Annotated in this window: 24 protein-coding genes; 13 read left to right on the forward strand and 11 right to left on the reverse strand. The window is 72.1% G+C overall.

What is annotated here, in order from left to right; genetic code table 11:
* Positions 1-160: 160 nt before the first annotated feature.
* Together ACRWK7_RS17100 and ACRWK7_RS17105 are read left to right on the forward strand one after the other, a co-directional pair.
* The gene (locus ACRWK7_RS17100; RefSeq protein ID WP_431857472.1) at positions 161-643 is read left to right on the forward strand and encodes a pentapeptide repeat-containing protein; all 483 of its coding nucleotides are present in this window, start codon (positions 161-163) and stop codon (positions 641-643) included.
* 34 nt (positions 644-677) lie between these two features.
* The gene (locus ACRWK7_RS17105) at positions 678-977 is read left to right on the forward strand and encodes a hypothetical protein (RefSeq protein WP_431857473.1); all 300 of its coding nucleotides are present in this window, start codon (positions 678-680) and stop codon (positions 975-977) included.
* Here ACRWK7_RS17105 and pdxA read toward each other — a convergent pair.
* On the reverse strand, positions 974-1,990 hold the full coding sequence (pdxA, locus tag ACRWK7_RS17110; protein ID WP_431857474.1) for a 4-hydroxythreonine-4-phosphate dehydrogenase PdxA: 1,017 nt from the start codon (positions 1,988-1,990) through the stop codon (positions 974-976). The two genes, ACRWK7_RS17105 and pdxA, sit on opposite strands and share 4 nt — an antisense overlap.
* Positions 1,991-1,998: 8 nt before the next feature.
* The gene (locus ACRWK7_RS17115; protein ID WP_431857475.1) at positions 1,999-3,267 is read right to left on the reverse strand and encodes a four-carbon acid sugar kinase family protein; all 1,269 of its coding nucleotides are present in this window, start codon (positions 3,265-3,267) and stop codon (positions 1,999-2,001) included.
* Between the two features lie 104 nt (positions 3,268-3,371).
* On the opposite strand from ACRWK7_RS17115, the gene ACRWK7_RS17120 reads away from it, so the two are divergent.
* A complete protein-coding gene (locus ACRWK7_RS17120) occupies positions 3,372-3,800 on the forward strand; it encodes a YqaA family protein (protein ID WP_431857476.1) in 429 nt (142 codons plus the stop codon).
* 19 nt (positions 3,801-3,819) lie between these two features.
* On the opposite strand, the gene ACRWK7_RS17125 is transcribed toward ACRWK7_RS17120, so the two are convergent.
* The gene (locus ACRWK7_RS17125; RefSeq protein ID WP_431857477.1) at positions 3,820-4,335 is read right to left on the reverse strand and encodes a hemerythrin domain-containing protein; all 516 of its coding nucleotides are present in this window, start codon (positions 4,333-4,335) and stop codon (positions 3,820-3,822) included.
* Positions 4,323-5,645, reverse strand: coding sequence for a hypothetical protein (locus tag ACRWK7_RS17130; RefSeq protein ID WP_431857478.1), 1,323 nt, complete (start codon positions 5,643-5,645; stop codon positions 4,323-4,325). The genes ACRWK7_RS17125 and ACRWK7_RS17130 overlap by 13 nt, the downstream gene beginning before the upstream one ends.
* 287 nt (positions 5,646-5,932) lie before the next feature.
* Between ACRWK7_RS17130 and ubiT the strand changes: the two genes are divergently transcribed.
* From ubiT to ACRWK7_RS17150, 4 genes are read left to right on the forward strand one after another with little or no spacing between them, the layout of a single operon-like run.
* On the forward strand, positions 5,933-6,544 hold the full coding sequence (gene ubiT, locus ACRWK7_RS17135; RefSeq protein WP_431857479.1) for a ubiquinone anaerobic biosynthesis accessory factor UbiT: 612 nt from the start codon (positions 5,933-5,935) through the stop codon (positions 6,542-6,544).
* A 5-nt stretch (positions 6,545-6,549) separates the two neighbouring features.
* Positions 6,550-7,536, forward strand: a complete 987-nt coding sequence (gene ubiU, locus ACRWK7_RS17140; RefSeq protein WP_431857480.1) for a ubiquinone anaerobic biosynthesis protein UbiU — start codon at positions 6,550-6,552, stop codon at positions 7,534-7,536.
* Positions 7,537-7,550: 14 nt separating this feature from the next.
* Positions 7,551-8,477 (forward strand): ubiquinone anaerobic biosynthesis protein UbiV, encoded by a 927-nt coding sequence (gene ubiV, locus ACRWK7_RS17145; RefSeq protein WP_431857481.1) that lies wholly within the window; start codon positions 7,551-7,553, stop codon positions 8,475-8,477.
* Positions 8,478-8,500: 23 nt separating this feature from the next.
* Entirely contained in the window at positions 8,501-10,639 is a 2,139-nt protein-coding gene (locus ACRWK7_RS17150) for a putative bifunctional diguanylate cyclase/phosphodiesterase (protein ID WP_431857482.1), read from the forward strand.
* A 28-nt stretch (positions 10,640-10,667) separates the two neighbouring features.
* Here the strand turns inward: ACRWK7_RS17150 and ACRWK7_RS17155 are convergent, their stop codons facing one another.
* The 3 genes from ACRWK7_RS17155 to ACRWK7_RS17165 all read right to left on the reverse strand — a co-directional run bounded on the left by ACRWK7_RS17155 (position 10,668) and on the right by ACRWK7_RS17165 (position 13,039).
* Positions 10,668-11,390, reverse strand: a complete 723-nt coding sequence (locus ACRWK7_RS17155) for a cyclic nucleotide-binding domain-containing protein (protein WP_431857483.1) — start codon at positions 11,388-11,390, stop codon at positions 10,668-10,670.
* 223 nt (positions 11,391-11,613) lie between these two features.
* Positions 11,614-12,729, reverse strand: coding sequence for a hypothetical protein (locus tag ACRWK7_RS17160; protein WP_431857484.1), 1,116 nt, complete (start codon positions 12,727-12,729; stop codon positions 11,614-11,616).
* A 1-nt stretch (position 12,730) separates the two neighbouring features.
* Positions 12,731-13,039: a metal-sulfur cluster assembly factor gene (locus tag ACRWK7_RS17165; protein ID WP_431857485.1), complete on the reverse strand. Its 309-nt coding sequence runs from the start codon at positions 13,037-13,039 to the stop codon at positions 12,731-12,733.
* A 315-nt stretch (positions 13,040-13,354) separates the two neighbouring features.
* Between ACRWK7_RS17165 and ccoG the strand changes: the two genes are divergently transcribed.
* The 3 genes from ccoG (at position 13,355) to ACRWK7_RS17180 (ending at position 16,149) form a co-directional block, all read left to right on the forward strand.
* Positions 13,355-14,809: a cytochrome c oxidase accessory protein CcoG gene (gene ccoG / locus ACRWK7_RS17170; protein ID WP_431857486.1), complete on the forward strand. Its 1,455-nt coding sequence runs from the start codon at positions 13,355-13,357 to the stop codon at positions 14,807-14,809.
* 107 nt (positions 14,810-14,916) lie between these two features.
* Positions 14,917-15,465 carry a molybdopterin adenylyltransferase gene (gene mog, locus ACRWK7_RS17175; RefSeq protein ID WP_431857487.1) on the forward strand — a complete coding sequence of 183 codons (549 nt, stop codon included), beginning with the start codon at positions 14,917-14,919 and terminating at the stop codon, positions 15,463-15,465.
* 9 nt (positions 15,466-15,474) lie between these two features.
* Positions 15,475-16,149, forward strand: coding sequence for a 4'-phosphopantetheinyl transferase family protein (locus tag ACRWK7_RS17180; RefSeq protein WP_431857488.1), 675 nt, complete (start codon positions 15,475-15,477; stop codon positions 16,147-16,149).
* Here ACRWK7_RS17180 and ACRWK7_RS17185 read toward each other — a convergent pair.
* The 3 genes from ACRWK7_RS17185 to ACRWK7_RS17195 all read right to left on the reverse strand — a co-directional run bounded on the left by ACRWK7_RS17185 (position 16,146) and on the right by ACRWK7_RS17195 (position 20,833).
* On the reverse strand, positions 16,146-17,699 hold the full coding sequence (locus ACRWK7_RS17185; protein WP_431857489.1) for a B12-binding domain-containing radical SAM protein: 1,554 nt from the start codon (positions 17,697-17,699) through the stop codon (positions 16,146-16,148). The two genes, ACRWK7_RS17180 and ACRWK7_RS17185, sit on opposite strands and share 4 nt — an antisense overlap.
* A 117-nt stretch (positions 17,700-17,816) precedes the next feature.
* Positions 17,817-19,649: a tetratricopeptide repeat protein gene (locus tag ACRWK7_RS17190; RefSeq protein WP_431857490.1), complete on the reverse strand. Its 1,833-nt coding sequence runs from the start codon at positions 19,647-19,649 to the stop codon at positions 17,817-17,819.
* Between the two features lie 11 nt (positions 19,650-19,660).
* Positions 19,661-20,833: a glycosyltransferase family 4 protein gene (locus tag ACRWK7_RS17195; RefSeq protein WP_431857491.1), complete on the reverse strand. Its 1,173-nt coding sequence runs from the start codon at positions 20,831-20,833 to the stop codon at positions 19,661-19,663.
* 107 nt (positions 20,834-20,940) lie between these two features.
* Between ACRWK7_RS17195 and ACRWK7_RS17200 the strand changes: the two genes are divergently transcribed.
* Genes ACRWK7_RS17200 through ACRWK7_RS17210 form a run of 3 tightly spaced genes read left to right on the forward strand, consistent with a single transcriptional unit; the run spans position 20,941 to position 24,306 of the window.
* Entirely contained in the window at positions 20,941-22,482 is a 1,542-nt protein-coding gene (locus ACRWK7_RS17200; protein WP_431857492.1) for a tetratricopeptide repeat protein, read from the forward strand.
* Entirely contained in the window at positions 22,479-23,453 is a 975-nt protein-coding gene (locus tag ACRWK7_RS17205; protein WP_431857493.1) for a Gfo/Idh/MocA family protein, read from the forward strand. Before ACRWK7_RS17200 ends, ACRWK7_RS17205 begins: the two co-directional genes overlap by 4 nt.
* Positions 23,454-23,484: 31 nt before the next feature.
* On the forward strand, positions 23,485-24,306 hold the full coding sequence (locus ACRWK7_RS17210) for a PstS family phosphate ABC transporter substrate-binding protein (RefSeq protein ID WP_431857494.1): 822 nt from the start codon (positions 23,485-23,487) through the stop codon (positions 24,304-24,306).
* On the opposite strand, the gene ACRWK7_RS17215 is transcribed toward ACRWK7_RS17210, so the two are convergent.
* Entirely contained in the window at positions 24,303-25,598 is a 1,296-nt protein-coding gene (locus ACRWK7_RS17215) for a pentapeptide repeat-containing protein (RefSeq protein ID WP_431857495.1), read from the reverse strand. The genes ACRWK7_RS17210 and ACRWK7_RS17215 overlap by 4 nt on opposite strands.
* Positions 25,599-25,643 lie beyond the last annotated feature (45 nt).

Genomic DNA, 25,643 nt, shown 5'->3' on the forward strand with positions numbered 1-25,643 from the left:
TCCCGGGGCGGTCATTGGGGGTACGGGGGCGCCGTGCGCTTGCCCGGCGGGGTTTCCGCGCCACATCGCTGGGAAGGGCTTCTGCACGATATGATCCGGCGCCGCGCGCGGTACCGACCGTGCTTCGTCGCGCCGGCACAGCTATTCGGAAGGCCTCCCGATGCCCGAAGCCCTCTCGCAGCACGCGCTCGACCATGTCCTGGCCGCGCACCGGCGCTGGCTGATCAGCGCCGGCACCGAGGGGAAACCGGCCGACCTGCGCGGCCTGGACCTGCACGGCCGCGCCCTGTGGCGCGCCGACCTGCGCCACGCCCGGCTGGACGGCTGCATCCTGCGCGGGGCCGATCTCGACCACGCCGACCTGTCCGAGGCGTCGCTGACCGGGGCCTGCCTGGAGCGCGCCTCGCTGTGGTCGGCCCGGCTGCAGCGGACGCGGCTGGCGGAGGCCGACCTCGGCGGCGCCAACCTCGACCACGCCGACCTGTGCGAGGCCGACCTGACCGGCGCCATGCTGGCCGGGGCGTCGCTGTGGGGGGCGCGGCTGTACGGCGCCACGCTGCGCGACGCGCAGGGGCTGACCGCGGCGCAGCTTGCCACGGTCTGCCGGGGCGGCGGCACCCGCGTCGCCGCGGCCGGCGCCTGAGAGGCAACGACAAGAACCTTCAAAGGAGAGACACATGTCCCGCGCCCACTACGTGGTCGTCGAACGGGAAGACGGCTGGTACGTCTCGTTCGAGCACAACGTCTACGGCCCCTGCCCCGGCGGCCGGGCCGGCGCGCTGATCACCGCCGTGCAGGCGGCCCAGCAGGCCGGCAAGGACGGTCACGACGCCCGCGTCCTGGTGCGCAACGCCGCGGGATCGCTGGCGCGCGCCTGGACCTTCGGCACCGACCCCTACCCCTGCCCCTGGGCCGAGGAGGCGCGCGAAGGCGCATTCCCGGGGCGCCGCGGAGCGGTGGTCAAGACGGCGCCCTAGGTCGCCCGCTCCGCCGTTTCCCCGCGGTTCGGCGCGAGGTCGATGGCTTGGCGCAGCGCTTCCAGCATGCTGCGCTCGTCGGCGATGCCCCGGCCGGCGATGTCGAAGGCGGTGCCGTGGTCCACCGAGGTGCGGATCACCGGCAACCCCACCGTGATGTTCACCCCGGCCTCCAGCCCCAGCACCTTGACCGGCCCGTGCCCCTGGTCGTGGTACATGGCGACCACGAGGTCGAAGTCGCCGCGCCCGGCGCGGAAGAACAGCGTATCGGCCGGCAACGGCCCCTCGACGCTCCAGCCCTTGGCGCGGCAGGCGGCGATGGCGGGCTCGATCTTCGTTTCCTCCTCTCCATGGCCGAACAGGCCGTGCTCGCCGGCGTGCGGGTTGATGCCGCACACCGCGATGCGCGGGTCGGTGATGCCGGCCTTCGCCAGCGTGGCGTGGCCGCGGGCGATGGTGCGCTCGACCAGACCCGGCTCGATCCGGTTGATGGCGTCGATCAGGCCGATGTGCGTGGTCACGTGGATGACCCGCATCTTCGGCGTGGTCAGCATCATCGACACCTCGGGCGTGCCGGTCAGGTGGGCCAGCAACTCGGTGTGGCCGGGGTACGCGTGGCCGCCGGCGTGCAGCGCCTCCTTGTTGAGCGGCGCGGTGCAGATGGCGTCCACCGCGCCGGACATCGCCAGCTCGGTCGCCCGCCGGATGAACCGGTAGGCGCCGTTCCCCGCCACGCCGGACAGCTGTCCCCAGGGCAGGTCCCCCGGGATCAGGTCGAGGTCGACGCAATCCACCGTGCCGGCGCGGAAGCCGGCGTCGTCCGGCCCCTGCACGCGCGTGACGACGAGGGCGGTGCCGACGATCTCCCCCGCCCGCCCCAGCCGACGGGCGTCGCCGATCACCAGGGGGCGGCAGCGCTTGTACAGGTCGGCGTGCGCCAAGCTCTTCATGATGATCTCGGGGCCGACGCCGGCGGCGTCGCCCATGGTGATCGCGATGATCGGTCCGGGCATCCTGGTTCCTATGGCATGTGCGGGGCGGCGGCGCGCAGGCGTTCGCGGCAGCGCACCAGCGTGTCGGGCGAGCCGAACGCGCCGGCCTTGGTGATCACTGGCAGGGTCCGCGCCCCCTCCGCCAGGCCGAGCGGCACGCCGGGCTCCACCTCACCCAACAGGCGGATGGCGTTGATGCCCAGCGCCGCCAGCACGGCGCGCGCCGTCTCGCCGCCGGCCACCACGAGGCCGCCGATGCGCGGTGCCTGCTCGTGCACCAAGCGGCCAAGCGCCACCGCCAGCGCATGCCCCTCGGTGAGGTCGGCACCGATATCGGGCGAATCGCCGGTCTCCATGGTCAGCAGCAGGTCGTCGCCCGACCCCAGCGCCTCACGCAGGTCCTGCTCGGCGTGCCCCCACTCGGCGGTGCCCGGGCCGAGGCGCAGCACCGGCGGCGCGATGCTCAGGCGGCGCACGCCGGGCTGCGCCGCCAGCTCCTTCGCCTGGGCGCGGGCGACGCAGGACAGGCTGCCGACGATGGTCAGCACCGGATCGGGCGGCGTGGGCATCGCGGGCACCGGCAACGCGCTCTCCCGCGCCAGCCCGAGCGCGCTGGCAAGATGCCGCGCCAGACCGGCCGATCCCACCCAGAACACCCGCCGCCGCACCGCGGCGGTGGCGCGGGCGAGCGCCGCCAGATCCTCCTCGCTCTCGGCGTCGCAGGCGAGCGCATTCACGCCCTCCTCCAGCCAGCCGGCCAATGCCGCACGCAGCGCCTCCCCGCCGCGGCGGATCAGGGCGAGGTCGGCCAACGCCACCGTCAACCCCGCCGCCCGCAGCAGCGCCGGCAGGTCGGCGACGCCGGGGATGCCCTCCCGGCGCCAGATCTCCGTCTCCTCCAGCGGCGTACCCTCGACCAGCAGGCGGCCCTGACGCGTGGTGCGGCCGGTCGCCGGGAAGGCCGGGGCCACCACGGCCAACGGTGCCTCGCCGCCCGCCACCAATGCCGTATGGATCGCCGCCGTCTCCGCCGCCCAGTTCCCGCGCAGGGTCGAGTCGATCTTCTTGTAGAGCGGCGAGCCCGGCGTGTGCAGCAGCCGCACCGCGTCCACGGCCAGCGCCGCCGCCGGCCCGGCCGGCAGGCGCCGCGTGTCGAGGTCGAGCGCCAGCGCGTCGGCGTCGGGCAGCGCGCCGCGCTGGTCCAGCAGCACCACCGTGTCCAGCCCGACGGAGGCGAAGGTGATGCCGCAATCGGCTGCCCCGGACAGATCGTCGGCGAGGATGAGGATGTCGGGCATCACGCTCTCCTTCACGGGTCTGCACGCGCAACAGACCGCCCGGATGAAGGTTGCCCGGTTCCGCGCTGGACAGGAAGCCCGGGTTTGGACTACCGCCTGACGGCATGAGCGACGTGACCGCCTATGGAGGGCTGTTCCTGGCCGCGCTGGTCGCGGCGACGCTGCTGCCGGCGCAGTCGGAACTGCTGCTGGCCGGCCTGAGCGCGTCCGGATCCTACGACGTGGGCCTGCTGCTGGCGGTGGCGACGGCGGGGAACGTGCTGGGCTCGGCGATCAACTGGGTGCTGGGGCGCTATCTGATGCACTTCCAGGACCGGCGCTGGTTCCCGGTGAGCGCGCGGCAGGTGGAGAAGGCGACGGCATGGTTCCGGCGCTTCGGCGTGTGGAGCCTGCTGTTCGCCTGGCTGCCGCTGGTCGGCGACCCGCTGACGCTGGTCGCCGGGATCCTGCGGGTGGACCTCAGGCTGTTTTTGCTGCTGGTGACGGTGGGAAAGGCGGGACGGTACGCCGCGGTGGTGGCGGGGATCGGTTAGGGAGGAGGCCGCAGCGGCATCACCCCCCAGCGTGCAGCCCTTCGAACACCCCGGCCAGCCGCGCGTCCTCGTCCGGACCGACCAGCGCCGCCACGGCGGCCAGCAGGCCCATCTCCTCCTTCTGGATGTGGAACAGCTCGCGCTCGCAGAACTCCAGGCCGGCCTCGCGGAACTCGGCCCAGTCCTCCGGCGTGAAGGACCCGGAGGCCAGCGCCGCTCCGGCCAATTCGCCGGCCACCTCGGCCACCGGCAGGATGGCGCGGTGCTCCGAGATCAGCAGCATCGTCATGCCCATCTGTCCGGCATCGGCCAGCACCGGGAACAGGTGGTTCTCCTCGAAACCGAAGTGGCGGCTCACCTCGCCCTTCACCACCGCGACCAGCGTCTCCAGCGCGGCGCGCACGGCCGGCTTCGCGAGGTCGGGGGGCGTGGCGCCCTGGCCGACCAACAGCTCCTCCAGCTCCTGCAAGGTGCCGAGGGTGGTCAGATGGTCGGCGTGGAGAAGCTGGCCGATGCGCGAGTTCACGTGGAGCATGCAACGTTTCCTGGTGTGCGGGAGCGGGGAGCCGGCGGGGCGGCGTGCAGCGCCTTGAGCGCGCGGGCACGGACCTGCAGGGCGAAGACGATGATGGCGATGGCGGCGCCGACGCCCGCCACCGCGCCGACCCGCGCGATCCACTCGATATCGGCGAGGTTGCCGAGCACCAGCAGCGCGATGGCCGACAGATGCAGCGCGGCGTGGGCCTTGGTGGGGCCCTCCGGCGCCAGCGAGGAGACCAGCGGCGGCCGGCGGCCGGGCATGGTGACGTGCACCGAGGCGAGAAACGGCGCGATGCGCTGCAGGACTCCGAACAGGAAGGTCATCAGCCAGCCGCCCACCGCCAGGATGACGAAGACGGTCGGCGCGTTCAGCCGATCGAGCCCGGCCGCCAGCGACAGCGCGACGATGAGGCTGAGCGGCAGCATCGCCCAGCCGGCGCGGATCATCAGGAAGGGCACGCCCAGCCGCTTGCGCATGCGCCCGCGCATGACCCCCTCCATGGCCTGGAGGTGCAGCGCCGCGGCCACCAGCCCGGCCAGCACGGCGCCGACGGTGAGCATCCGCCCTTCGGCGAAGACGCCCGCCACCAGAAGCGCCAGCCCGACGCCGGCCGCCGCCGCGGTGGCCAGTCCGCTGCGCACCGGCGGCGCCTGCCCCAGCGTCAGCATCGGGACCAGGATGCTCGAGAAGCCGGCGACCAGCATCCCCATGAAGCCGAACAGCGCCAGCCCCAGGTGCACGCCGGTCAGCGCCCGGTGATCGGGCAGGAAGCCGAAGCGCAGGTCGGCCAGCAGCGTCAGCCCGAGGGTCGCCATCGCCGCCAGGCAGCCCAACGCCGCCCAGGCGCTGGCCCGCACCGCCGGCATCTGGTTGGCACCGCGCAGGTTGCCGGCCATCAGCGCGGCGAACACCACCAGCGCCGCCGCCGTCAGCCCGCCGCCGATCCACGCCAGCGTGTGGCTCAGCGTCGCCAGCCCGGCGGCCATCAAGGCGACGCCCGGCACCATCAGCCAGAAGCTCGCCTGCGCCCAGCCCACCGAGCCGACCGGACGGATCGTCGCCATGGGCAGCAACTGGTATGACGCGCCCATGGCGGTTGTCGCCAGCGTGCCCAGCGTGAACAGGTGCAGCGCCGCCATCACGGTGCCGGGGCCGCCGCGCGACCCGGCCAGCGAGTCGCCGCCCAGCGCCAGCAGCAGCCAGCCGGCGAGATGGAACGCCAGCGCCGCCGCGAAGAAGCGGAACGGCACGGACGCCGGCAGCAGCCGATCCCGCGACCCGAAGGCCATGTCAGGGGACAGCATACACCCCCCTAGCGTTGACGAAGGTCAATCCCAGCGCGCGAATCCGGCGAAAAACCAGAACAGTCGGACACAGCGGAGCGCCGGTTGCCGACAAGATAGGGGGGCGCGGCGAAATGCCTCTTGACCGCGGTCAAGGATGGACACAGCAGGTGCGGCCGAGTATTCCCCACGACTGGTGATAGGCTGCCGAAGACTGCCTTTGGCTGGTCGCGAAGGGGAAAGCGCCAAGCATGTTGGAACGGAATTCTGGAGCGTCGGCGGACGACGGTGTCCGCCGGATGGAGGCCATGCTGGCCGGTGTCGCGCTGCGCGCTGCGGCCCGGCTGGGCGACGGCGTCACCGCGCCGGTGCTGGACCGCGTCCTGCGCACGCTGGCGTACCGCCACCGCCGCGCCTTCGAGGCGATGGCCGAGATGCGCGAGGCCGCCGTGCTGATCGATCCCGTCGACCAGCCCGTCGCCTTCCTGCTGTCGGTCGGCCCGCAGCCGAAGCTGCGCGTCGCCGCCAAGGACGCGCCGGCCGACGCCGGCATCCGCGGCCCGCTGGTCCACCTGATGGACCTGCTGGAGGGGCGCATCGACGGCGACGCGCTGTTCTTCCGGCGCACGCTCTCCATCGAGGGCGACACCGCCCTGGTGGTCGGCCTGCGCAACGCGCTGGACGGCGAGGACATCGACCTCGTCACCGATCTCGCCGGCATCGCGGGCCCGTTCCGCCACGCCGTGCCGCGCCTGCGCCGCGAGGCCGCCCGCCTGACCGGCATGCTGGAGGGCGCGCGCGCCCTGCTGCTGGCCCCGGTCATGGGCCGGCTCGACGCGCTGGAACGCCGCATCGCCACCCCCGCCCCTGCCCCACGTTCTTCCCGATCCGGCCCTTCCCGCACCGTTCAAGAGATCTGAGCAACATGGCCTTCGAGCTGATCTGCCCGGCGGGCACCCCCGCCGCGCTGCGCGCCGCCGTGGACGCCGGCGCCGACGCGGTCTATTGCGGCTTCCGCGACGAGACCAACGCGCGCAACTTCCCCGGTCTCAACTTCTCCCGCGAGGAGCTGGGCGAGGCGGTGCGGTACGCGCACGCCCGCGACCGCAAGGTGTTCGTCGCCATCAACACCTACCCCACCGCCGGCAACCTCGCCCCCTGGCACAAGGCGGTGGACGACGCCGCGCGCCTGGGCGCCGACGCGGTGATCCTGGCCGACCTCGGCCTGCTCGACTACGCGGCGCGCCGGCATCCAAATCTTCGCCTGCACCTGTCCGTTCAGGCGTCGGCGGCGAACGCGGAAGCCGTGACGCTGTTCCGCGACGCCTTTGGCGTGCAGCGCGTGGTGCTGCCGCGCGTGCTGACGGTGGCCGACATCAAGGGCCTGACCGCCACGACCGGAGTCGAGGTGGAGGTGTTCGTGTTCGGCGGCCTCTGCCCGATGGCGGAGGGGCGCTGCTCGCTGTCCAGCTACGCCACCGGACTGTCGCCCAACAAGCAGGGCGTCTGCTCGCCGGCCAGCCACGTGCGCTACGAGCCGCGCGGCAGCGAGTTGATCTCGCGCCTCGGCGACTTCACCATCAACGTGTTCGGCGCCGACGAGCCGGCCGGCTACCCGACGCTGTGCAAGGGCCGCTTCGCGGCGCAGGGCGCGGACGCCGGCTATCTGTTCGAGGAGCCGACCAGCCTGAACGCCCTGCAGCTGCTGCCGGAGCTGAAGAAGGCCGGCGTGCACGCCCTGAAGATCGAGGGGCGCCAGCGCGGCAAGGCCTACATCGCCTCGGTCGTGCAGACCTACCGCAAGGCGCTGGACGCCTTCGAGCGCAACGGCACGGTGCCGAACGTCGACCTGGACGCGATGGTGGAGGGCGCCCGCGAGACGGCCGGCGCCTACCAGAAGTCCTGGCGCTGAGGAGAGCACACATCATGGCAACTCGTTCCCTGCTCACCCTCGGCCCGGTGCTGTTCAACTGGCCGGTGGACCAGTGGCGCGACTTCTACGCCCGCATGGCCGACGAGGCGCCGCTCGACGTCGTGTACCTCGGCGAGGTGGTCTGCTCGAAGCGGACGCCCTTCTTCGAGGACGCCATCCCCGACGTGATCGAGCGGCTGACGGCCGCCGGCAAGCGCGTGGTGCTGGCCAGCCCGATCCTCGTCACCACCGACCGCGAGCGCAAGGCGGTCCGCGACCTCGTCGAGATCGGCGAGCTGGAGGTCGAGGCCAACGACCTCGGCGCCGTCGCGCAGCTGGCCGGCAAGCCGCACGCCGTCGGCCCGTTCGTCAACGTCTACAACGAGGCGACGCTGGGCTGGCTTGCTTCGCGCGGCGCCACCTCGGTGTCGCTGGGTGCGGAGATGCCGGCGGACTCGGTCGCCACGCTGGCGAAGGAGGCCACGCGGCTGGGGATGGAGACCGAGGTGCAGGTGTTCGGCCGGGTGCCGCTCGCCATCTCGGCGCGCTGCTACCACGCGCGGGTGCACGGGCTGCACAAGGACGGCTGCCAGTTCGTCTGCGGGCAGGACCACGACGGCCTGGGCGTCGAGACGCTGGACGAGCAGCCGTTCCTGGCGGTCAACGGGCTGCAGACCATGTCGCACACCTACCTCTGCCTCGCCGCCGAGATCGCGGAGCTGCAGCGCCTGGGCGTCGGCCGCTTCCGCCTGTCGCCGCACACGGTGGACATGGTGCGCGTGGCGCAGGGCTTCCGCGCCGTGCTGGACGGCGAGCGGGACGGCGCCGACCTCGCCGCCGAACTGGCCGGGCTTGTGACCGATGCGCCGCTGGCAAACGGATTCTTCCATGACACGGCCGGTGCGGCGTACATTGGCTCACACGAGCGTATGACGGCGTAACCCTTCCGGTGGAGGACGAGGCGATGGCAGCAGTGTCGGACAAGCCCCCCGACCCGCCACGCCCGCCGTCCGCCCCCCGCCGTTCGGCCGCGACCTTCGGTGAGCTGGAGCAGATGCGCCGGCTGCTGGACACGGCCGAGATGCGGGTGGCGCTGGTCGGGCCGGACCGCCGCTACCGCTATGCCAACCGCGCCTACTGCGACTTCGTCGGCCTCGCGCCGGACGCCATCGTCGGCATGGCGGCGCCGGAGGTGCTGGGGGAGCGGCTGTACCGCGAGCTGCGCTCGGCGGTCGAGGCGGCGCTGGCCGGCAACACGTCCCAGGTCGAACAGTGGGTCGACTACCCGCGGCGCGGCCGGCGCTTCGTGCGGCGCGTCCACACGCCCAACGTCATGCCGGACGGGCGGCTGGACGGCTACGCCGTGTTCGTCCACGACATCACCGAGCACCACCGCGCCGAGGACGAGCTGCGCGCCAGCGAGGCGTTGAAGGCGGCGGTGGTCAACGGCGCGCTGGACGGCGTGGTCGCCATCGACGGCGGGCACCGCATCGTCGAGTTCAACCCGGCCGCCGAGCGCATCTTCGGCCGCCGCCGCGCCGACGTGCTGGGCCGGGACGTGGCCGACATCCTCATCCCGCCGGAGCTGGTGCCGGCGCACCAGGCCGGCCTGCGCCGCTACCTGGAAACCGGCGAGCAGCGCGTGATCGGCCGCCGCTTCGAGGTGGAGGCGATGCGCTCCGACGGCTGGCGCATCCCGGTGGAGCTGACCGTCAGCGAGACCAGCGCGTCCGGCGGCCGCCTGTTCGTCGCCAGCATCCGCGACATCAGCGACCGCAAGCGCATGGAGCGCGAGCTGATGGACCTCGCCTACCGCGACCAGGAGACGGGGCTGGCCAACCGCCAGGGCATGCTGCGCACGCTGGGCGACACGCTGGCGGCGGGCAAGCCGGCGACGCTGCTGTGCATCGACCTCGACCGCTTCTCCAAGCTGCGCCACAGCTTCGGGCACGAGTTCGCGCACGCCATGCTGGCCGGGCTGGCAGCGCGGCTGATGGGCAGCTTCGTCGGCAAGGCGCGGCTGGCCCGCGTCACCGACGACGCGCTGGGCCTGCTGCTGGAGGGCGCCCCGGACGACGCGACCCTGGCCGCGCACGTGGAGAGCATCGCCGCGCTGCTGCGCCGCACCCGCGGCATCGCCGGCGGCCCGGTGCACCTGACCGCCAGCATCGGCGCGGTGACCGTCGGCGGCGCGGACCACACGCCCGAGGACCTGCTGCGCGACGCCGAGATCGCCGCCTTCCACGCCCGCGAGCTGGGCGGCGCGCGCTGGGTGCGCTTCGAGCCGGGCCTGCGCGATCGCCTGGTCAGCCAGACCCGCGTCGAGCATGACCTGCGCGAGGCGCTGGAGCAGAACAGCGGGCTGTGGCTCGCCTACCAGCCCATCGTGGATCTGTCCGGCGGACGGCTGCGCGGGTTCGAGGCGCTGCTGCGCTGGACCCATCCGGAGCTGGGCAACGTCCCGCCCGTCGAATTCATCCCCGTGGCCGAGAGCACCGGCCTGATCGTCGCGCTCGGCCGCTGGGTGCTGGCCGAGGCGTGCCGGCAGCTGGCGGCGTGGACCGCGCTGGACCATGGAACCGACCCGGCGCCCTTCATGAGCGTCAACCTGTCGCCGGTGCAGCTGGGCGAAGCGGGATTCATCGAGGAGGTGGCGCGCGTCCTCGAGGAGACCGGCGCCGATCCGAAGCTCCTCAAGCTGGAGATCACCGAGGGCGCGGTGATCGCCCACGGCGAGCGCAGCCTGGAGGCGCTCGACGCCCTGAAGCGCATGGGCGTGCGGCTGGCCATCGACGATTTCGGGACGGGCTATTCGTCCCTGAGCTACCTGACGCGGCTGCCGGTGGATTCGCTGAAGGTGGACCGGTCGTTCCTGCAGGACCTCCAGCACTCGATCCAGGGCGACGCCATCCTGCGCGCCATCATCGACGTCGCCCACACCTGCGGCTTCGACGTGGTGGCGGAGGGCGTCGAGACCGCCGCCATCGCCGAGCACCTCAGGGCGCTGTCCTGCGACTACGCCCAGGGATACTACTTCGCCCGGCCCCTGACGCCGGACGCGGCGGACGCGATGGTCAGGAACCGGAGCGAGGCGGCGGTTTAACCCTCTCCCGTCCCGGGAGAGGGAAAAATCAATCCAGCACCACCTTCAGGTCGCGCTCCACGTCGTCGATCAGCGTGTCGGGATTGCAGTAGGCGCGCAGGCGCTCGATGCTGCCCACCGTCACGGTGCGGCCCTTGATCTGGATGTCCTGCTCGGCCAGCGTGGCGAAGGCGCGCGACAGGTTCTCCGGCGTCATGCCCAGCCGGCTCGCCAGCACCTGCTTGTTGACCGGCAGTTCCACCTTCACTCCATCCTCCGCCGGCACGGCGAGGCGCATCAGATAGGCGGCCAGGCGCTGCGTCGAGGTGCGCAGCTTCAGGTCCTTGATCTGCCGCACCATGCGGCGGAACTGCGCCGCCAGCGACGCCATCATGACCAGCGCCAGCTTCGGCTGCGTCGCCATTTGCTCGCGCAGGTTGCGGGCGGGGAGCATCAGGATGGTCGAGGGCTCCAGCGCCTTCGCCGACATCAGGTAGGGCGTGTCCGTCAGCGCCGCGGCGAGGATGAAGGTGTCCACCGGCGTGAGGATCTCGATCACCGTCTCGCGCCCCTCGGCCGTGCCGCCGTAAAGCATCACCGAGCCCTCGACAAGCACGTGCAGGAAATCCGGCCGCTCGCCCTGCTCGAACAGCACCGTCTCGCGCGGGAAGCGCTGCAACAGGCTGCCGGTGGCGACGGCGGTCAGTTGCTCATCATCAAGTTCCTCGAAACACGGAAGGGCACGGATGGTCTCTAGATCCCTAGGCCGCATGATTTTTGACTTTCTCTAACTTTCACTCCCCAGGCCATCATATCGCCGGGATACGCTTGTTAACAGTGCACCATACGCATAGAGGCGAACGAAAAAAGCCCCACGTCGCAGGACGCGGGGCTTCAGTGATTCCCTGGAAGCCAGGCCACGGTCGTGGCCAGGCACAACGACACGCTTTGGTCGGCGACTATAGCGTGCCGCGCCCCGCGTTCCTTGACGGTTATCAAGGAATCCGGCGGGCCGGCGCTTTTTTCGCCAGAACGGTGTGGGCGGTCATCACGATGAACAGCGCCAGCGCCGCCGCGTTGGCCAGCCCGCCCCACTGCCGCACCGCCAGTTCGCCCGACAGCACGCCAATGGTGCGCAGCGCAACTCCAAAGTGCAGCGCCGCCAGCGGCAGGTACAGCCGCGGGGCGAACGGCACGGCGAGGCGCAGCACCGCCGGCAGGATGATCGGCGCGTGGCCGAACACCATGGCGAAGACGAATCCGAGGAACAGCGCGTGCAGCACGGCGTCGTACTGCCCGCCCGTCGGGTCGGCGCCGGCCAGCGCCACCGCCCCGGCGACCGCCAGCCACGCGTAGCCCGACAGCAGGCAGGCCGCCACGTAGCGCGGCAGGCCGCTGCCGCGCACCGTCCGCCGCGCCACGTCGAATCGGGCCAGCCAGCCGGCCAGCGCCAGCATCCCCAGCCCGGCGACGCGGAACCCAGCCTCCGGCGCCGCCACGGCGACCGCGGCCCCCAGCACCAGGATCGCCACCGCCGCTGCGAAGGCCGGCCCGGCCCAGCGGTTCGGCGGCTGGAAGCGACTCAGCTCCAACCGCTCGCCGGCGATGGTCAGCACCAGGAACAGCGCCCACCAGAGCACCGCCGCGCTCACCGGCGCGCCCAGCAGCCACAGCGCGTTGCCAACCAGCCAACACGCCGCCCCGCCGGCCATGGTGGCGGTGAAGCCCTCCTTCTGCCGCGTCCACACCCAGACACCGGCGGCCAGCAGGACGCCCGACGCGACGGTCATCAGCAAGGCCGCGAGCAGCGGCGGCGCGCCCGCCACCAGCAGCGCACCCGACAACCCGGCCGTCAGCGGCCCGGCGAAGATCCAGCGCCTGCCCAGCGCCGCCGCGCGCTCCAGCGCGATCACCGTGCCGAAGAAGCCGGAGACCATCAGCGGCCCGTGCAGCATCGCAAGATCCAGGTGCGGCAGCGGCACCGCCAGTCCCAGCCGCGCCAGCCCGGCCAGCACGCCGCCCAGCAGCGACACGAAGCCCAGCGCCAGCAGCGGCAGCCGCCGCGCCCGCAGCGCGGCGGCCGAGGCCGGGACCGTGGCGGCGGCGGCCACGCTACGCCTCCGGCCAGCCGAGCTGGCGGCGCGCGGTCTCGGAGATGCGGTCGGAGGTCCAGGGCGGGTCGAACACCAGGGCGACGTCCACCGCCGGGGCTTCCGGCACGGCGTCGCGGATCGCGCACTCGGCGCTCTCGCGCAGGAATTCGCCCAGCGGGCAGGCCGGCGAGGTCATGGTCATGCGCACGGCGACCGCGTTGTCCGGCGCCACCTCGACGCCGTAGACGAGGCCGAGTTCCACCACGTCGATGCCCATCTCCGGGTCGATGACCGTGCGCAACGCGTCGCGCACCTTTTCCTGCAGCATGGGAAACCTCACGGGGAACGGTTGCGGTGGAAACCCTAGATCCGGAGTCTCGCGGCCATCTTGATCCTCGTCAAGCCGCACCCGGGACCACCCCGTCAAATGGAAACACCAATTCCGTCAAGAACTCGGGGGCGGCGAGCGCTTTTGGACCGCGCGCCAAGACTTTCAAGGGCCGTGCGATGCAGGTGGGGAATGGGTGCCGCGCCGTTCATGCGTCGCACTTGACCGGAAGTTTGATCCCGGTCAAACACACGCGCGCGCGCTTCGACTAGGGTGCGCCGCAAAATAAACATCCTATGGACGAAGGCCAACCCCATGCCCGACGGCAGCGCACCCCCGCCCGCCTCAGCGACAAGCCTGTACGAGAACCATAAGACGATCCATCCCAAGGCGGTGTCGGGCCGGTTCCGCACGCTGAAGTGGGCCGCCGTGGCCGTGCTGCTGGGCATCTTCTTCGTCCTGCCGTGGATCCGCTGGGACCGCGGCGCCGACGCGCCGGGCCAGGCCGTGCTGTTCGACCTGGAGCAGGGCCGCTTCTTCATCTTCGGCATCGAGATCTGGCCGCAGGAGATCTACTACCTGACCGGCGTGCTGATCCTCGCCGCCGTCGGCCTGTTCCTGGCGACCGCGCTGGCGGGCCGCATCTGGTGCGGCTTCGGCTGCCCGCACACGGTGTGGACCGACCTGTTCGTCCGCGTCGAGGCGTTCTTCGAGGGCGACCGGGCCGAGCGCATCCGCATGGAGAAGACGCCCTGGACCGCGAAGAAGGTCGCCCGCAAGGCCGGCAAGCACGCGGTGTGGCAGCTGATCTCCGTCGTCTCCGCGTTCGGCATGTGCGCCTTCTTCACCGACGCGCCGACGCTGGCGATGGACGCGCTTACGCTGAACCTGTCCAGCAACGCCCTGACCTTCCTGGGCCTGTTCGCCGCCTCGACCTACGTCATGGCCGGCTGGACGCGCGAGCAGATGTGCATGTACATGTGCCCGTGGCCGCGCATCCAGACCGCCATGCTCGACGAGCACTCGCTGGTCGTCACCTACCAGGACTGGCGCGGCGACAATCGCGGGCCGAAGCGCAAGTCGGAGAACTGGGAGCAGCGCGCCGAGCGCGGCTTCGGCGACTGCATCGACTGCACGCAGTGCGTCCAGGTCTGCCCGATGGGCATCGACGTGCGCACCGGCGCCCAGGCCGACTGCATCAACTGCGGCCTGTGCGTGGACGCCTGCGACCGCATCATGGACCAGATGGGCCGCCCGCGCGGGTTGATTCAGTTCGCCTCCATGGCACAGACCAGCGCGCAGGCGGCCAAGGCGCCGTACAAGCTGCCGGTGATCCGCACCCGCACCATCATCTACACAGCGGTGATGGGCGTGGTGGCGACGGCCATGCTGTTCGTCTTCGGCAACCGCTCGCACCTCGACGTGACGGTGCTGCGCGACCGCGCGCCGCTGTTCGTGACCCTGAAGGACGGCGGCATCCGCAACGCCTACACCTTCAAGATCACCAACAAGACCCGCGACAACCGCAGCTACGACCTGATGCTGTCCGGCATCCCCGGCACCGCGCTGAGCGTCGCCGGCGAAAAGGAAGAGGCCGCGCAGGCGCTGACCCTGGAGGCCGCGCCCGACAGCGTCGCCACCTACCGCGTCTACGTGACCGTGCCGGCGGGGACGCTGACCGCCGCCTCGACCCCGCTGGTCTTCCAGCTGTCCGACACCGGCAGCCGGGAGAAGGGCACGTACAAGTCCGTCTTCCTCGGACCCAACTAAAAACCCTCAAACGCCGGGCGGGGCCGTCCGGCCCCTTGGCTTCGCGGCCATGGGGCCGCGGGGCCTCAACGGCCCAGTCGCGCTTTGCGCTCCAGACAGGAACCACCATGACCACGCCCGGCCGCCAGCGTCCCCTGAAGATCGGCATCGTCACCGTGTCGGACCGCGCCAGCCGCGGCATCTACGAGGACAAGGGCGGCCCGGCAATCCATGCGGAGCTGTCAGCGATCATCGCCTCGCCCTGGGAGCCGGTGGCCCGCGTCATCCCCGACGACCTGGAGGGGATCGTCGCCACCCTGACCGAGCTGGCCGACGCAGAGGGCTGCGACCTGATCGTCACCACCGGCGGCACCGGCCCCGCGCCGCGCGACGTGACGCCGGAGGCGACCGAACGCGTCTGCCAGAAGATGATGCCCGGCTTCGGCGAGCTGATGCGCACCGTCAGCCTGACGGTGGTGCCGACCGCCATCCTGTCGCGGCAGACTGCCGGCATCCGCGGCACCAGCCTGATCGTCAACCTGCCGGGCAAGCCCTCGGCCATCCACGACTGCCTGATGGCGGTGTTCCCGGCGATTCCCTATTGCCTCGACCTGATCGGCGGCGCCTGGATCGACACCGACGCGGCGGTGTGCAAGGCGTTCCGGCCGAAGTCCTGAGCGGCGCCGGTGCTCGCGCTGCCGCCCGGCACCGTCCATGTCTGGGTCCGCCCGGTTCCGCCGGGCCCGGAGGATGAGGGACTCGCCCTGCTCGACCAGGGCGAAACCGCGCGCTGGCACCGCTTCCACCGGGCGGAGACGCGCCGGCTGTTCGCCGCAGCGCACGCGCTGCTGCGCACCGCGCTGTCGCAGTACGCCGCGGTGGATCCGCGCGACTGGCGCTTCGCCGCCGAGGCGCACGGCCGGCCGTATCTCACCGGGCCGGAGACCGGGCTGACCTTCAACCTGACGCACGCCGACGGGCTGGCCGCCTGCGCCATCGCCCGCGGCCTGACCGTCGGCATCGACGCCGAGCGGACGGACCGCCGCCTCGACCTCGACGGCATGGCGCGCGTCGCCTTCGCCGAGTCCGAGCGCGCGCAGGTGGCCGCCGCCCCGCCGGAGCGGAAGAACGCGGTGTTCTTCGGCGTATGGACGCTGAAGGAGGCCTACATCAAGGCGCGCGGCCTGGGCTTGGCACTGCCGTTGAAGAGCTTCTCGGTGACGGTGGAGGCGCCGGCGATCACCCCCTCCCCCGACGACCCGCAGGCCTGGGACGCGACGCTCACGCGGCCCACGGCCGAGCACCTGCTGGCGCTGGCGGTGCCGCGGGGGGCCGCGGTGGAGTGGCGGGGCGAGGGTTAGACCGCCCCGGTCAGGCTCGCGTAGTTCAGCGAATCCGTGGTGTTGCGGTGCTTGAACACGTCGGCGGTCTGGTTGCGGTCGTGCTTCTGGTAGCCGCCGGTCTTGATCAGCGTGCTCTCGTCCAACTCGCAGTTCAGCACCTCGTTGAGGTGGCTCAAGCCGCGCTTCACCTCGCCCTGGAACTGGTCGTCGGACATGGTGGTCATGTTCATCACCAGATCCTGGCGCTCGGTGACGTCCGTCAGGAACTGGTGCGGGTCGGTGATGTGGCCGTGCTCCAGCGCGTGCTTCCACATGCCGGTCGCCGGCAGCGGCAGCAGGTAGCCGACGCTGGGGTAGACCCGCGTCTCCTCGCACATGCGGATGGTGTCGGCCAGCGTCTCCGGTGTCTCCTGCGGGTAGCCGACCACCACGCTGGTCGAGCACACCACCCCCGCCTCGCGCAGAACGCGGACCTGCTCGCGGAAGAAGTCGGCGCGCACCCGCTTGTTCATGGCGGTGAGGATCTCGTCGTTGCCGGACTCCAGCGAGAAGCCCAGCGAGGTGCAGCCGGTGTCGGCGAACTTCTTCGCCACGCGCAGGCGGTCCTCGTACGGCACGTCGTCGCGGCCCAGCAGGTCGGAGCGCACCGCCGCCGTCCAGTGGATGTCGAGGCCCGACGCCGCCAGCGCGTCGAGGAACTTCTCGGCCGGGCCGATCTTGTGGAAGGACAGTTCGTCCCAGAAATTGATGTAGTTGGCGCCGTACTTCTTGTTGAGGTGCCGGATCTCTCCGAGGATCGAGTCCACCGAACGGTGCCGGTACGGGTCGTGCCAGAAGACGTAGTGGCAGAACGTGCACTTGAAGACGCAGCCGCGCGCCGTGTTCACCGGGAACACCACCGCCTCTTCCAGCGGGTAGCGCCACACCGAGGAATGCGCCGTCTCGCGCCCACGCTCGATGTAGGTCTGCACGTCGAACAGGTCCCAGTCGGGCCAGGGCAGTTCGTCCACCAGCTTGGTCGCCGGGCGGCGGTCGTTCTGCACGATGCGCCCCCGCTCGTCGCGGAAGACGATGCCCAGCACGCCGGCGCCCTTGACGGTCGCCGGGTACGGGCCGTTGTCGTGCGGGATCTCGACCGGCGGCTCGACGGCGTGGCCGAGCGGCTTGCCGTCGCGCAGCGTCTCCAGCACCTCGACGATGGTGATGTCGGCCTCGCCCAGCACCACGACGTCGACCGGCGTGGTGTGGAACAGGATCTCCGGGATCGAACCGCCGACCGAGTTGCCGACGATGGCGACGCAGCCCGGGTTCACCCGCTTCGCCGTCTGCACCAGCCAGCGCACCCAGCGGTAATGAGTGACGATGGAGCCCACCGCCACCACGTCGTACCGGCCCTTGGTGAGGAACGCCTCGACCTGATCGTCGGTATAGTCGGTGGCGTCCACGTCCAGGATGTCGAACGCGAAGCCCGCCACCTTCGCCGCCGTGACCACATAGCCCAGGCCGACCGGCAGGTAGCGGTGCGAGGCCGTCGGGCGCAGGCTGGGATTGACGAACAGGATCTTCATGGTGTGTCGCTCCATCGCGGCCGCTTTTGCGGCGGCGCCGGCCACATCCGGCGCATGCTTTGCCAGTCAAACCGGTAAAGGATCTTCGTTAATGGAACGTGTATTCCGGGCGCGGCGCTAGGGTACTGCCGATTCATGCGCCGTCGCATATGCGCGCAGGTCGGCGGCCAGACGCTCGATGGCGGCGGTCCAGTCCAGCGGGCGATCCTGGCGGTAGAGGCGCAGCGTCGGGTACCATGGGCTGTCGTCGCGCCCCAGCAGCCAGCGCCAGCAGCCGTCGAAGCGCGAGAGCACCCACACCGGCTTCGCCAGCGCGCCGGTCAGATGGATCACCGAGGTATCGACGCCCACCACCAGGTCGAGGTTGGCGACCAGCGCCGCGGTATCGGCGAAGTCCCCCACCCCGTCCATGAGATCGAGCACGTCGAGCCCCGGCGGCGGGTCGCGCAGCTGCTCGGCCGGCGGCCCCTTCTGCAGGCTGACGAAGCGCACGCCTGGAATGCCGGCCAGCGGCGCCAGCTGCGACAGCGCCAGCGAACGCTGGCGATCGATGCGGTTGGCGTGCGGCACGCCCTTGCGCGCCTCGCCGGCCCACACCAGCCCGACGCGCAGCCCATCCGCCGGCAGCCGCGCCCGCCAGGACTCGACCTCCGCGGGATCGGCGCGCAGGTAGGGCTCGGCGCCGGGAATGCCGTCCAGCCGCGTCGCGAAGGCCCGCGGCAGGCCGAGCAGCGGGGCGTGCACGTCGAACTCCGGCAGAGGGTCGCCCTGGGCGATCACCCGCTCGGCGCCGGGCACGCCCTGCATCAGGCGCAGCAGCGGCCTCTGCACCTCCAGCAACACGCGCCCGCCGCGCGCCGCCACCAGGGGGGCGTAGCGGACGAAGTGCAGCGTGTCGCCCATGCCCTGCTCGGCGTGCAGCAGGATGGTGCGGCCCTCCAGCGGCTCGCCGGCCCACTGGGGTTGGGTGAAAGGGCGCGGCCGGACCATGCCGGTCCGCCAGCGCGCCTCGTACGCCTCCCAGCCCTCGTCGAAGCGGGCGAGCGTCAGCAGCGCCAGTGCGTGGTTCAGGCGGATCAGCGGATCCCGCGGCGCGCGCGACACGGCCGCGGCGAACGCCCGTTCCGCCGCCTCCATGCGGCCCAGCGCCTTCAGCGCGTTGCCCAGGTTGTTGTGCGGCGCGGACGGCGCGGGGGCGAGCGTGACCGCGGCACGGCACACGGCCAGCGACTCCTCCGCCAGCCCGAGCGCCAGCAGCGCGCTGCCGAGCTGCACGCAGGCATGAACGAATCCCGGCGACAGCGCGACGGCCCGGCGGTAGGCGGCCACCGCCTCCTCCAGCCGCTCCTGCCCGTACAGCGCGTCGCCCAGCGTGGCGTGCGCCGCCGCGCCCATCGGTTGCAGGCGGATCGCCACGGCGCAGGCCGCTTCGGCGTCGGCGTACCGCTCCAGCCGGCGGAGCGCGCTGCCCAGCCCGCCGAACGCGTCGGCAAACGTCGGGTTCAGCCGCGCCGCGCGGGCGAAGCACACGGCGGCGTCCGCCGCCCGCCCCTGCTCCAGCAGCACCTTGCCCAGGGCGACGTGCGCCATCGGCGCCTCGGGGCGAAACAGCAGCGCGGCGCGATAGGCCGCCGCCGCCTCGATCCGATGGCCGGCCGCCGCCCGCGCGTGCCCGAGCTGCTCGTACGCCACGCCCAGCGCGAAGGATGGTTCGGCGGCGTTGGGCGCCAGCCCGGCGGCGGCGCGGTAGGCCTCGACCGCCTCGTCCCAGCGGCCGCCGTGCGCCAGCGTGTTGCCGAGGTTGAAGTGCGCCTCGGCGAAGGTCGGATCGGCATCGACCGCGTCGCGGAAGGCGGTGACGGCGTCCTCCAGCCGGCCTTGCCCGTGCAGGCCGATGCCGGCGTTGTAGAGCATGGTCGCCCGCATGCGGGCCAGGCCGGGCGGGGACAAACGCGCCTCCCTCAGACGGTGCAGAGGTCGACGAAGCCGGCGGCGAAGGACGCCCAGGTGCGCTCGGTCCGCATGAAGTCGAGCGCCCGCCCGGCCATGGCCTGCGCCGCCGCGTGGTCGGTGTAGAGCGTCTCCAGATGCTCGACCAGCTCCTCCACCGAGGAGTCCATCCAACCGGCGCGGGCGCCGTGCAGGTCGGGCAGCGGCGTCTGCCGGGTCAGCGGCAGCGCGGCGCCCGGGCGGAGCACGTCCCGATGGCCGGTGTTGGCCGACAGGATCACCGGCACGCCGCAGGCCATCGCCTCCATGGCGACGAGGTTGGTGGCGCCCTCGCAGCGGTTGGGGAACACCGCGGCGTGGCAGTCGGCCAGCACCGCCGCCACCGCGCGCCGGCCGAGGAAACCCAGGTCGACGAAGGCGTCCGCCGGCACACCGTTGGCCACCGCCCAGGCGTGGATTCCCAGCCCGCCCTCGCCATCCGGCTCGGGGGCGCCGTCGACCAGCGGCGATTCGGCGATGGTGCGGGCGGAGGCCGGCCACAGATTGTGCCACGCGGTGACCAGCAGCGCGTCCGGGTGCCGGGCGTGGAAGGCACGGAAGGCGGCGAGCACCACGTCCTGCGCCTTGCGGAACTCCAGCTTGCCGCCGGAGAACACCACGAAGCGGTCGCCGAAGGCGCCGGACGGCGGCAGCGGGGTCATCTCGGACGGATCGATGCCCTGGAAGACGATGCCGACGTCGGTCAGGCCGCGGTCCAGCAGCAGGTCGCGGTTGTAGGTGGAGTGCACGATCACTCGGTCGTAGCCGCGCGCCCGCGCCAGCACCGCGCCGTCGAGCCGCGTGTCCTCGAAGGCGATGACGCCGACGTTGCGCCAGCCCTGGAAGGGGATCGACACCCCGCCGCTCTTCAGGAAGCCGTTGCCCAGCGCGTGCAGGATGTCCACCTCGCCGGTGCGGATCACCTGTCCACCGACCTGCGCGCTGATGCTGGCAAGCTGGTCGTGTTCCTGCGCCAACGCGCCCAGGCGCAGGCGGTTCTCGGGACGCAGAGTCTCCATGGCCGGTCTGGCCAGCAGCAGCGGCGGCCGGCCGCGCTCCGTCAGGTGCAACGCGGTGTGCACGCCCACGAGGCCCCAGCCGTGCGCCTCGGAAAGCTGCCAAGTGAAAGCCAGTCTGTTCGCCACTGCGCCTGATCCCCGCGTCGGGTGCCGCGCCAGTCTCGGTCAGAATTCTTAACCAACATTTACGAAAGCCTGCCTAAGCTGGCGGCACGCCACTCCGGGAATCCGCAATGACCAGCGACGCCGAGGTCCTGCCCCGCCTATCCCTCGCGGTCCGCCTGCACCAGGGCGGACAGGTGGAGACGGCGGCCGGCCTCTACCGCATGGTGCTGGCGCTGAACCCCGCCGAGGCCGACGCGCTGCACCTCTCCGGCCTGATCGCTTATCAGGGGGGCGACGCGGCGCGCAGCGCGGCGCTGGTCGGCCGTGCGGTGCGGCTGCGCCGCTCGCCGGAATTCCTGTGCAACCATGCCCTCGCGCTGGAGGGCGCCGGGCGCCCGGCCGAGGCGGCGGCGGCGGCGCGCGGCGCGGTGGACCTCGCCCCCGACTTGGCCGAAGCGCACCTCAATCTCGGCAACGCGCTCAATGGGATGCAGCGCTGGGCCGATGCGGTGGCGGCGCTCAGCCGCGCGGTGGCGCTGCGGCCGGCCTTCGCCAACGCGTGGAGCAGCCTGGGATTCGCTCTGGAGAAGCTGGGCGAAGAGGCGCAGGCGGAGGTCGCCTACCGCACCGCCGCCGGACTCAACCCGGCGCTGGGCGAGGCGTGGGGCAACCTCGGCCGCGTGCTCACCGCGCAGGGCCGCTGCGCCGAGGCGCTGGAGGCCTTCGTCCAGGCGGTGCGGGCGCGGCCGGACAACCCGAAGGACCATTGGAACCTCGCGCTGGCGCTGCTGCTCAACGGCCGCCTCGCCGAGGGCTTCGCCGAGTACGAGTGGCGCTGGCTGTACAAGGACTTCTCCTCGCCGCGCCGGAGCTTCGCGCCGCCGCTGTGGACCGGCGGGCCGCTGGAGGGCCGCACCATCCTGCTGCACGCCGAACAGGGCCTGGGCGACGCCATCCAGTTCGCACGCTACGCGCGCGAGGTGGCACGGATGGGCGCGCGCGTGGTGCTGGAGGCGCACCCGCCGCTGCGCCGGCTGTTCGCCGGGCTGGAGGGGGTGAGCGCGCAGGCCGACCTGTGCGGCCCGCTGCCGGATTTCGACCTGCACGCCCCGCTGCTCAGCTTGCCGCGGCTGGTCGGTCGCATTGCGGCGGAGGTGCCGTATCTGACGGCCGAGGCGGATCGGGTGGAGGCGTGGCGGCACCGGCTGGGCGGCGGCGTGAAGGTGGGTCTGGTCTGGGCCGGCAACCCCGGCCACGCCAACGACGCCAACCGCTCGCTGCCGCTGGCGGCGCTGGAGCCGCTGCTGCGCACGGCCGGCGTGCGCTTCTTCGCCGTGCAGAAGGAGCCGCGCCCCGGCGACCGCGCGATCCTGGCCGCGCACGGCGTCGCCGAGCTTGGGCCCGATCTGCACGACTTTGCCGACACCGCGGCGGCGCTGGAGGCGCTGGATCTGCTGGTCACCGTGGACACCGCGGTGGCGCACCTCGCCGGGGCGTTGGGCCGGCCGGTGTGGCTGCTGCTGCCGTTCGTGCCGGACTGGCGCTGGATGCTGGAGCGCGCCGACAGCCCGTGGTACCCGACCATGCGCCTGTTCCGCCAGGACCGCCGCGGCGACTGGCCGGGCGTGGTGGAGCGGGTTTCCGCCGCCCTACAGGATGCCGTATCATGACCCTGCGCCTCGGCGCCATCGGCTGGCGCAACCACGCCGCCCGCATCATCGAGCTGGCCGACGCCTCCGGCCTGGGCCGGGTCGAGGTGGTCTACCACCCGGACTACGTCCCCGACCGCCCCGGCGGCACCACACGATTCGAGGACCTGCTGGGCTGCGACGCGGTGCTGATCCTGTCGCCGAACGACACGCACGGCGGCTATCTGCGCCGGCTCGCCGGCTATGACGGGTACGTGTTCTGCGAGAAGCCGCCGGTCACCACCCGGGCCGACTGGGAAATGCTGCGCACCCTGGACCCGACCCGCACCTACTTCGGCTTCAACCTGCGCTTCAGCCGCTGGGCCGAGCGGGCGCGCGAGGCGGTGGCCGATGGCCGGCTCGGCCGCGTCCTGCACGCCGAGGTGCAGTCGACGCACGGGCTGGCTTTCAAGGACATTTTCCCCGGCTCCTGGCGCGCCGACGGGGCGCGGCACCGGCACAGCGTGCTTGAGACGGTGGCGGTGCATTTCGTCGACCTGCTGGGCCACCTGCTGGGGCCGGTGGAGCGCTGGGACTACGCGCCGTCCACCGTGGCCGGGCGCGGCACCGCGTATGACACGTGCCACCTCGCCACCCGGCACGCCGGCGGCGCCACGTCCAGCGTGCTCGCCTCCTACGCGGCGCCGTTCGCGTTGCGGCTGTCGCTGCTGGGCAGCAACGGCGTGCTGACCTGCGATCCGCGGGGCATCACGCTGCACGGTCCCCGCAACACCTTCGACGCCAGCGGCAACTTCGCCGCTCCGCCGGAGCGGTTCCGCGAGGCCGCGGCGTTCGACACGGTGTTCCGGGAGTCCCTGACGCGCTCGCTGGCCTTCTTCCTGGAGCACGCGCGCGACCGCCGCCCGTTGCCGCGGGATCTGTTCGACCTCAGCGTGCGCACCACCGGGATGGTGCTGGACGTGACGGACGGCACCCGACCCGATGTGGCATAACGTTCGTCCCAGGCCAAGGAAGGGATTCGCCGTGATCGCACGCTGGGCACACCGGGCCGCCGCCGCGGCCCTGATCGTCGGGCTGGGCGGAGCCGCGCACGCCGCGGACAAGGTGCGCGTCGGCGGCACCGGCATCGGCTTGGCCACCGCGCAGGCGCTCGCCGACGCGCTGCAGACGGCCGATCCGGGGATCTCGGTCGAGGTGCTGCGCAGCCTCGGCACGCCGGGTGGGCTGCGCGCGCTGGCGCAGGGGGCCGTCGAGGTCGCCATCGCCGCCCGCCCGCTGCTGCCGGAGGAGCGCGCGCAGGGCCTGCGCGAGGCAAGCTGCCTGAAAACGGCGCTGATCTTCGTCACCTCGCACCCCTCGGCGGCGGGGGTCGAACGGAAGCGGCTGCCGGCGATCTACGACGGCAGCGTCGGCAACTGGCCGGACGGCGCGCCGCTGCGCCCGATCCTGCGCCTGCGCGCCGGCATGGAGATGCCATACCTCGCCCAGGCCATCCCGGGCATGGAGCGCGCGATCGAGGCGGCGTTCGCCCGGCGCGGCATGCCCGTCGGCACCACCGACCAGCAGAACATCGCGCTGGCGCAGGAAATCCCCGGTTCGTTCGCGGTGGCGACGCTGCTGCAGGTCCTCAGCGAGCGGCCGGGCGTGCGGGTGCTCGCCCTGGACGGGGTGGCGCCGACGGCGGCGTCCGTCGCCGACGGCTCGTACCCGCTGCCGGTGCGCGTCTGCTTCGCGGTGCCGGCCAGCCCGACGGCCGGCGCGCAGCGGTTCGTGGCGTTCGCCAATTCGCAAGACGGCCGCGCCATCCTGCGCGGCTTCGAAGCGGCGCCGGATCCGGTGCCCTAAAGCTTCAGCCCGGCCACGCCGTCGAGGATCACGCCTTCCAGCGCCTTGCGTTCCAGCTTGGCGCCGAACAGCTTGGCGTGGCTGAAGTCGGCCTTGGCCATGTCGCAGCCGATCAGGTTGGCGAAGGACAGGTCCGCTCCGGCGAAGTTCACGCCGCGCAGGCAGGCGCCGCGGAAGTCCACGTAGCGCAGCCTCGCCCCGGCCAGCTCCGAGCGCATGGAGCGCTTCTCGTCGAACACCAGCGGGCGCAGGTTGGCGTTGCGCAGGTCGGCGTTGTTGAGCTTGGCGCCCTTGAGGTTGATGCCGCGCAGGTCGGCGCCGTGCAGCTTGCACACGCGCATGTCGGCGCCGTCCAGCACCGCGGCCTGCAGCTGCACGCTGGTCATGTCGAGGCCGTAGAAGGTGGCGCGCGGCGCCCGCAGCATGGTCAGGCAGCCGTGCGCGAAGCTCGGCGCATCGTGGCGCAGGTCGAACTCCGCCAGATCGAGCGGCGCGCCCTGGGCACCGCCGGTGCCGACCCAGATGATGTGGTCGCGCAGCAGGTCTTCCAGCGGCCGGTCGAACTCGGCCAGGGTGCGGCCGACGGGCGCGTCGGTGAGGGTGTCCTCGATGTCGGCGTCGGTGAGGTCGGTCATCGTCATCGACGCGCCGGTCAGGATGGCGCCGCGCAGGCAGGCCCCCCGCATGTCGGCGCCCGAGAGGTCCGCCCCCTCCAGGTTGGAACCGCTGAAGTTGGCGCCGCGCATGGTGGCGCGCACCAGCTTGCAGCCCTTCATCACCGCGTCGGTGAAGTCGGTGTGGATGGCCATGGCACCCGACAGGCGCGCGTTGGTCAGGTTGGCGCCGGAGAGGTCGGCGCCCGACGCTTCGGTCGGCTGGTTGTCCACCTGCACGGTGCGCAGGTTGCCCTGGCGGTCCTTCTCGGCCAGCGAGCCGTCGCGCAGGTCGGCCTCGAACAGGTTGGCGCCGATCAGCACCGCGCCGCGCAGGCAGGCGCCGCGCAGGTCGGTCTTGATCAGGCTGGCGTTCTCCAGATTGGCCTGCCGCAGATCACAGGCGAACATCGCCGCGCAGTCCAGCCGCGCCTCCGACAGGTTCGCCCCCTTCAGCGAGGCGCCCACCAGATCGGCGTGCGCCAAGTCGCGCCCGGCGAGGTTGAGCCCGGACAGGTCGCAGAAGGACAGCGTGGCGCGGGCACCGCCCATGCGGGCGTTGCGGAACATCTCGTGCCGCCGGACGACGGCATCCAGCTGCGCCTGGTCGAGCCGTGTGAGCGAACGTGGCTGGTTCATACGCGGAGACTCCGATCCGAGCCGAACCCTACGTTGCGCCGCTTA

Source organism: Azospirillum sp., assembly GCF_050789165.1.

Coding starts and splice junctions, on each gene's coding strand:
- ACRWK7_RS17100 (WP_431857472.1), top strand. CDS start 161: ATGCCCGAAGCCCTCTCGCAGCACGCGCTCGACCATGTCCTGGCCGCG.
- ACRWK7_RS17105 (WP_431857473.1), top strand. CDS start 678: ATGTCCCGCGCCCACTACGTGGTCGTCGAACGGGAAGACGGCTGGTAC.
- pdxA (WP_431857474.1), bottom strand. CDS start 1,990: ATGCCCGGACCGATCATCGCGATCACCATGGGCGACGCCGCCGGCGTC.
- ACRWK7_RS17115 (WP_431857475.1), bottom strand. CDS start 3,267: ATGCCCGACATCCTCATCCTCGCCGACGATCTGTCCGGGGCAGCCGAT.
- ACRWK7_RS17120 (WP_431857476.1), top strand. CDS start 3,372: ATGAGCGACGTGACCGCCTATGGAGGGCTGTTCCTGGCCGCGCTGGTC.
- ACRWK7_RS17125 (WP_431857477.1), bottom strand. CDS start 4,335: ATGCTCCACGTGAACTCGCGCATCGGCCAGCTTCTCCACGCCGACCAT.
- ACRWK7_RS17130 (WP_431857478.1), bottom strand. CDS start 5,645: ATGCTGTCCCCTGACATGGCCTTCGGGTCGCGGGATCGGCTGCTGCCG.
- ubiT (WP_431857479.1), top strand. CDS start 5,933: ATGCTGGCCGGTGTCGCGCTGCGCGCTGCGGCCCGGCTGGGCGACGGC.
- ubiU (WP_431857480.1), top strand. CDS start 6,550: ATGGCCTTCGAGCTGATCTGCCCGGCGGGCACCCCCGCCGCGCTGCGC.
- ubiV (WP_431857481.1), top strand. CDS start 7,551: ATGGCAACTCGTTCCCTGCTCACCCTCGGCCCGGTGCTGTTCAACTGG.
- ACRWK7_RS17150 (WP_431857482.1), top strand. CDS start 8,501: ATGGCAGCAGTGTCGGACAAGCCCCCCGACCCGCCACGCCCGCCGTCC.
- ACRWK7_RS17155 (WP_431857483.1), bottom strand. CDS start 11,390: ATGCGGCCTAGGGATCTAGAGACCATCCGTGCCCTTCCGTGTTTCGAG.
- ACRWK7_RS17165 (WP_431857485.1), bottom strand. CDS start 13,039: ATGCTGCAGGAAAAGGTGCGCGACGCGTTGCGCACGGTCATCGACCCG.
- ccoG (WP_431857486.1), top strand. CDS start 13,355: ATGCCCGACGGCAGCGCACCCCCGCCCGCCTCAGCGACAAGCCTGTAC.
- mog (WP_431857487.1), top strand. CDS start 14,917: ATGACCACGCCCGGCCGCCAGCGTCCCCTGAAGATCGGCATCGTCACC.
- ACRWK7_RS17185 (WP_431857489.1), bottom strand. CDS start 17,699: ATGAAGATCCTGTTCGTCAATCCCAGCCTGCGCCCGACGGCCTCGCAC.
- ACRWK7_RS17200 (WP_431857492.1), top strand. CDS start 20,941: ATGACCAGCGACGCCGAGGTCCTGCCCCGCCTATCCCTCGCGGTCCGC.
- ACRWK7_RS17205 (WP_431857493.1), top strand. CDS start 22,479: ATGACCCTGCGCCTCGGCGCCATCGGCTGGCGCAACCACGCCGCCCGC.
- ACRWK7_RS17215 (WP_431857495.1), bottom strand. CDS start 25,598: ATGAACCAGCCACGTTCGCTCACACGGCTCGACCAGGCGCAGCTGGAT.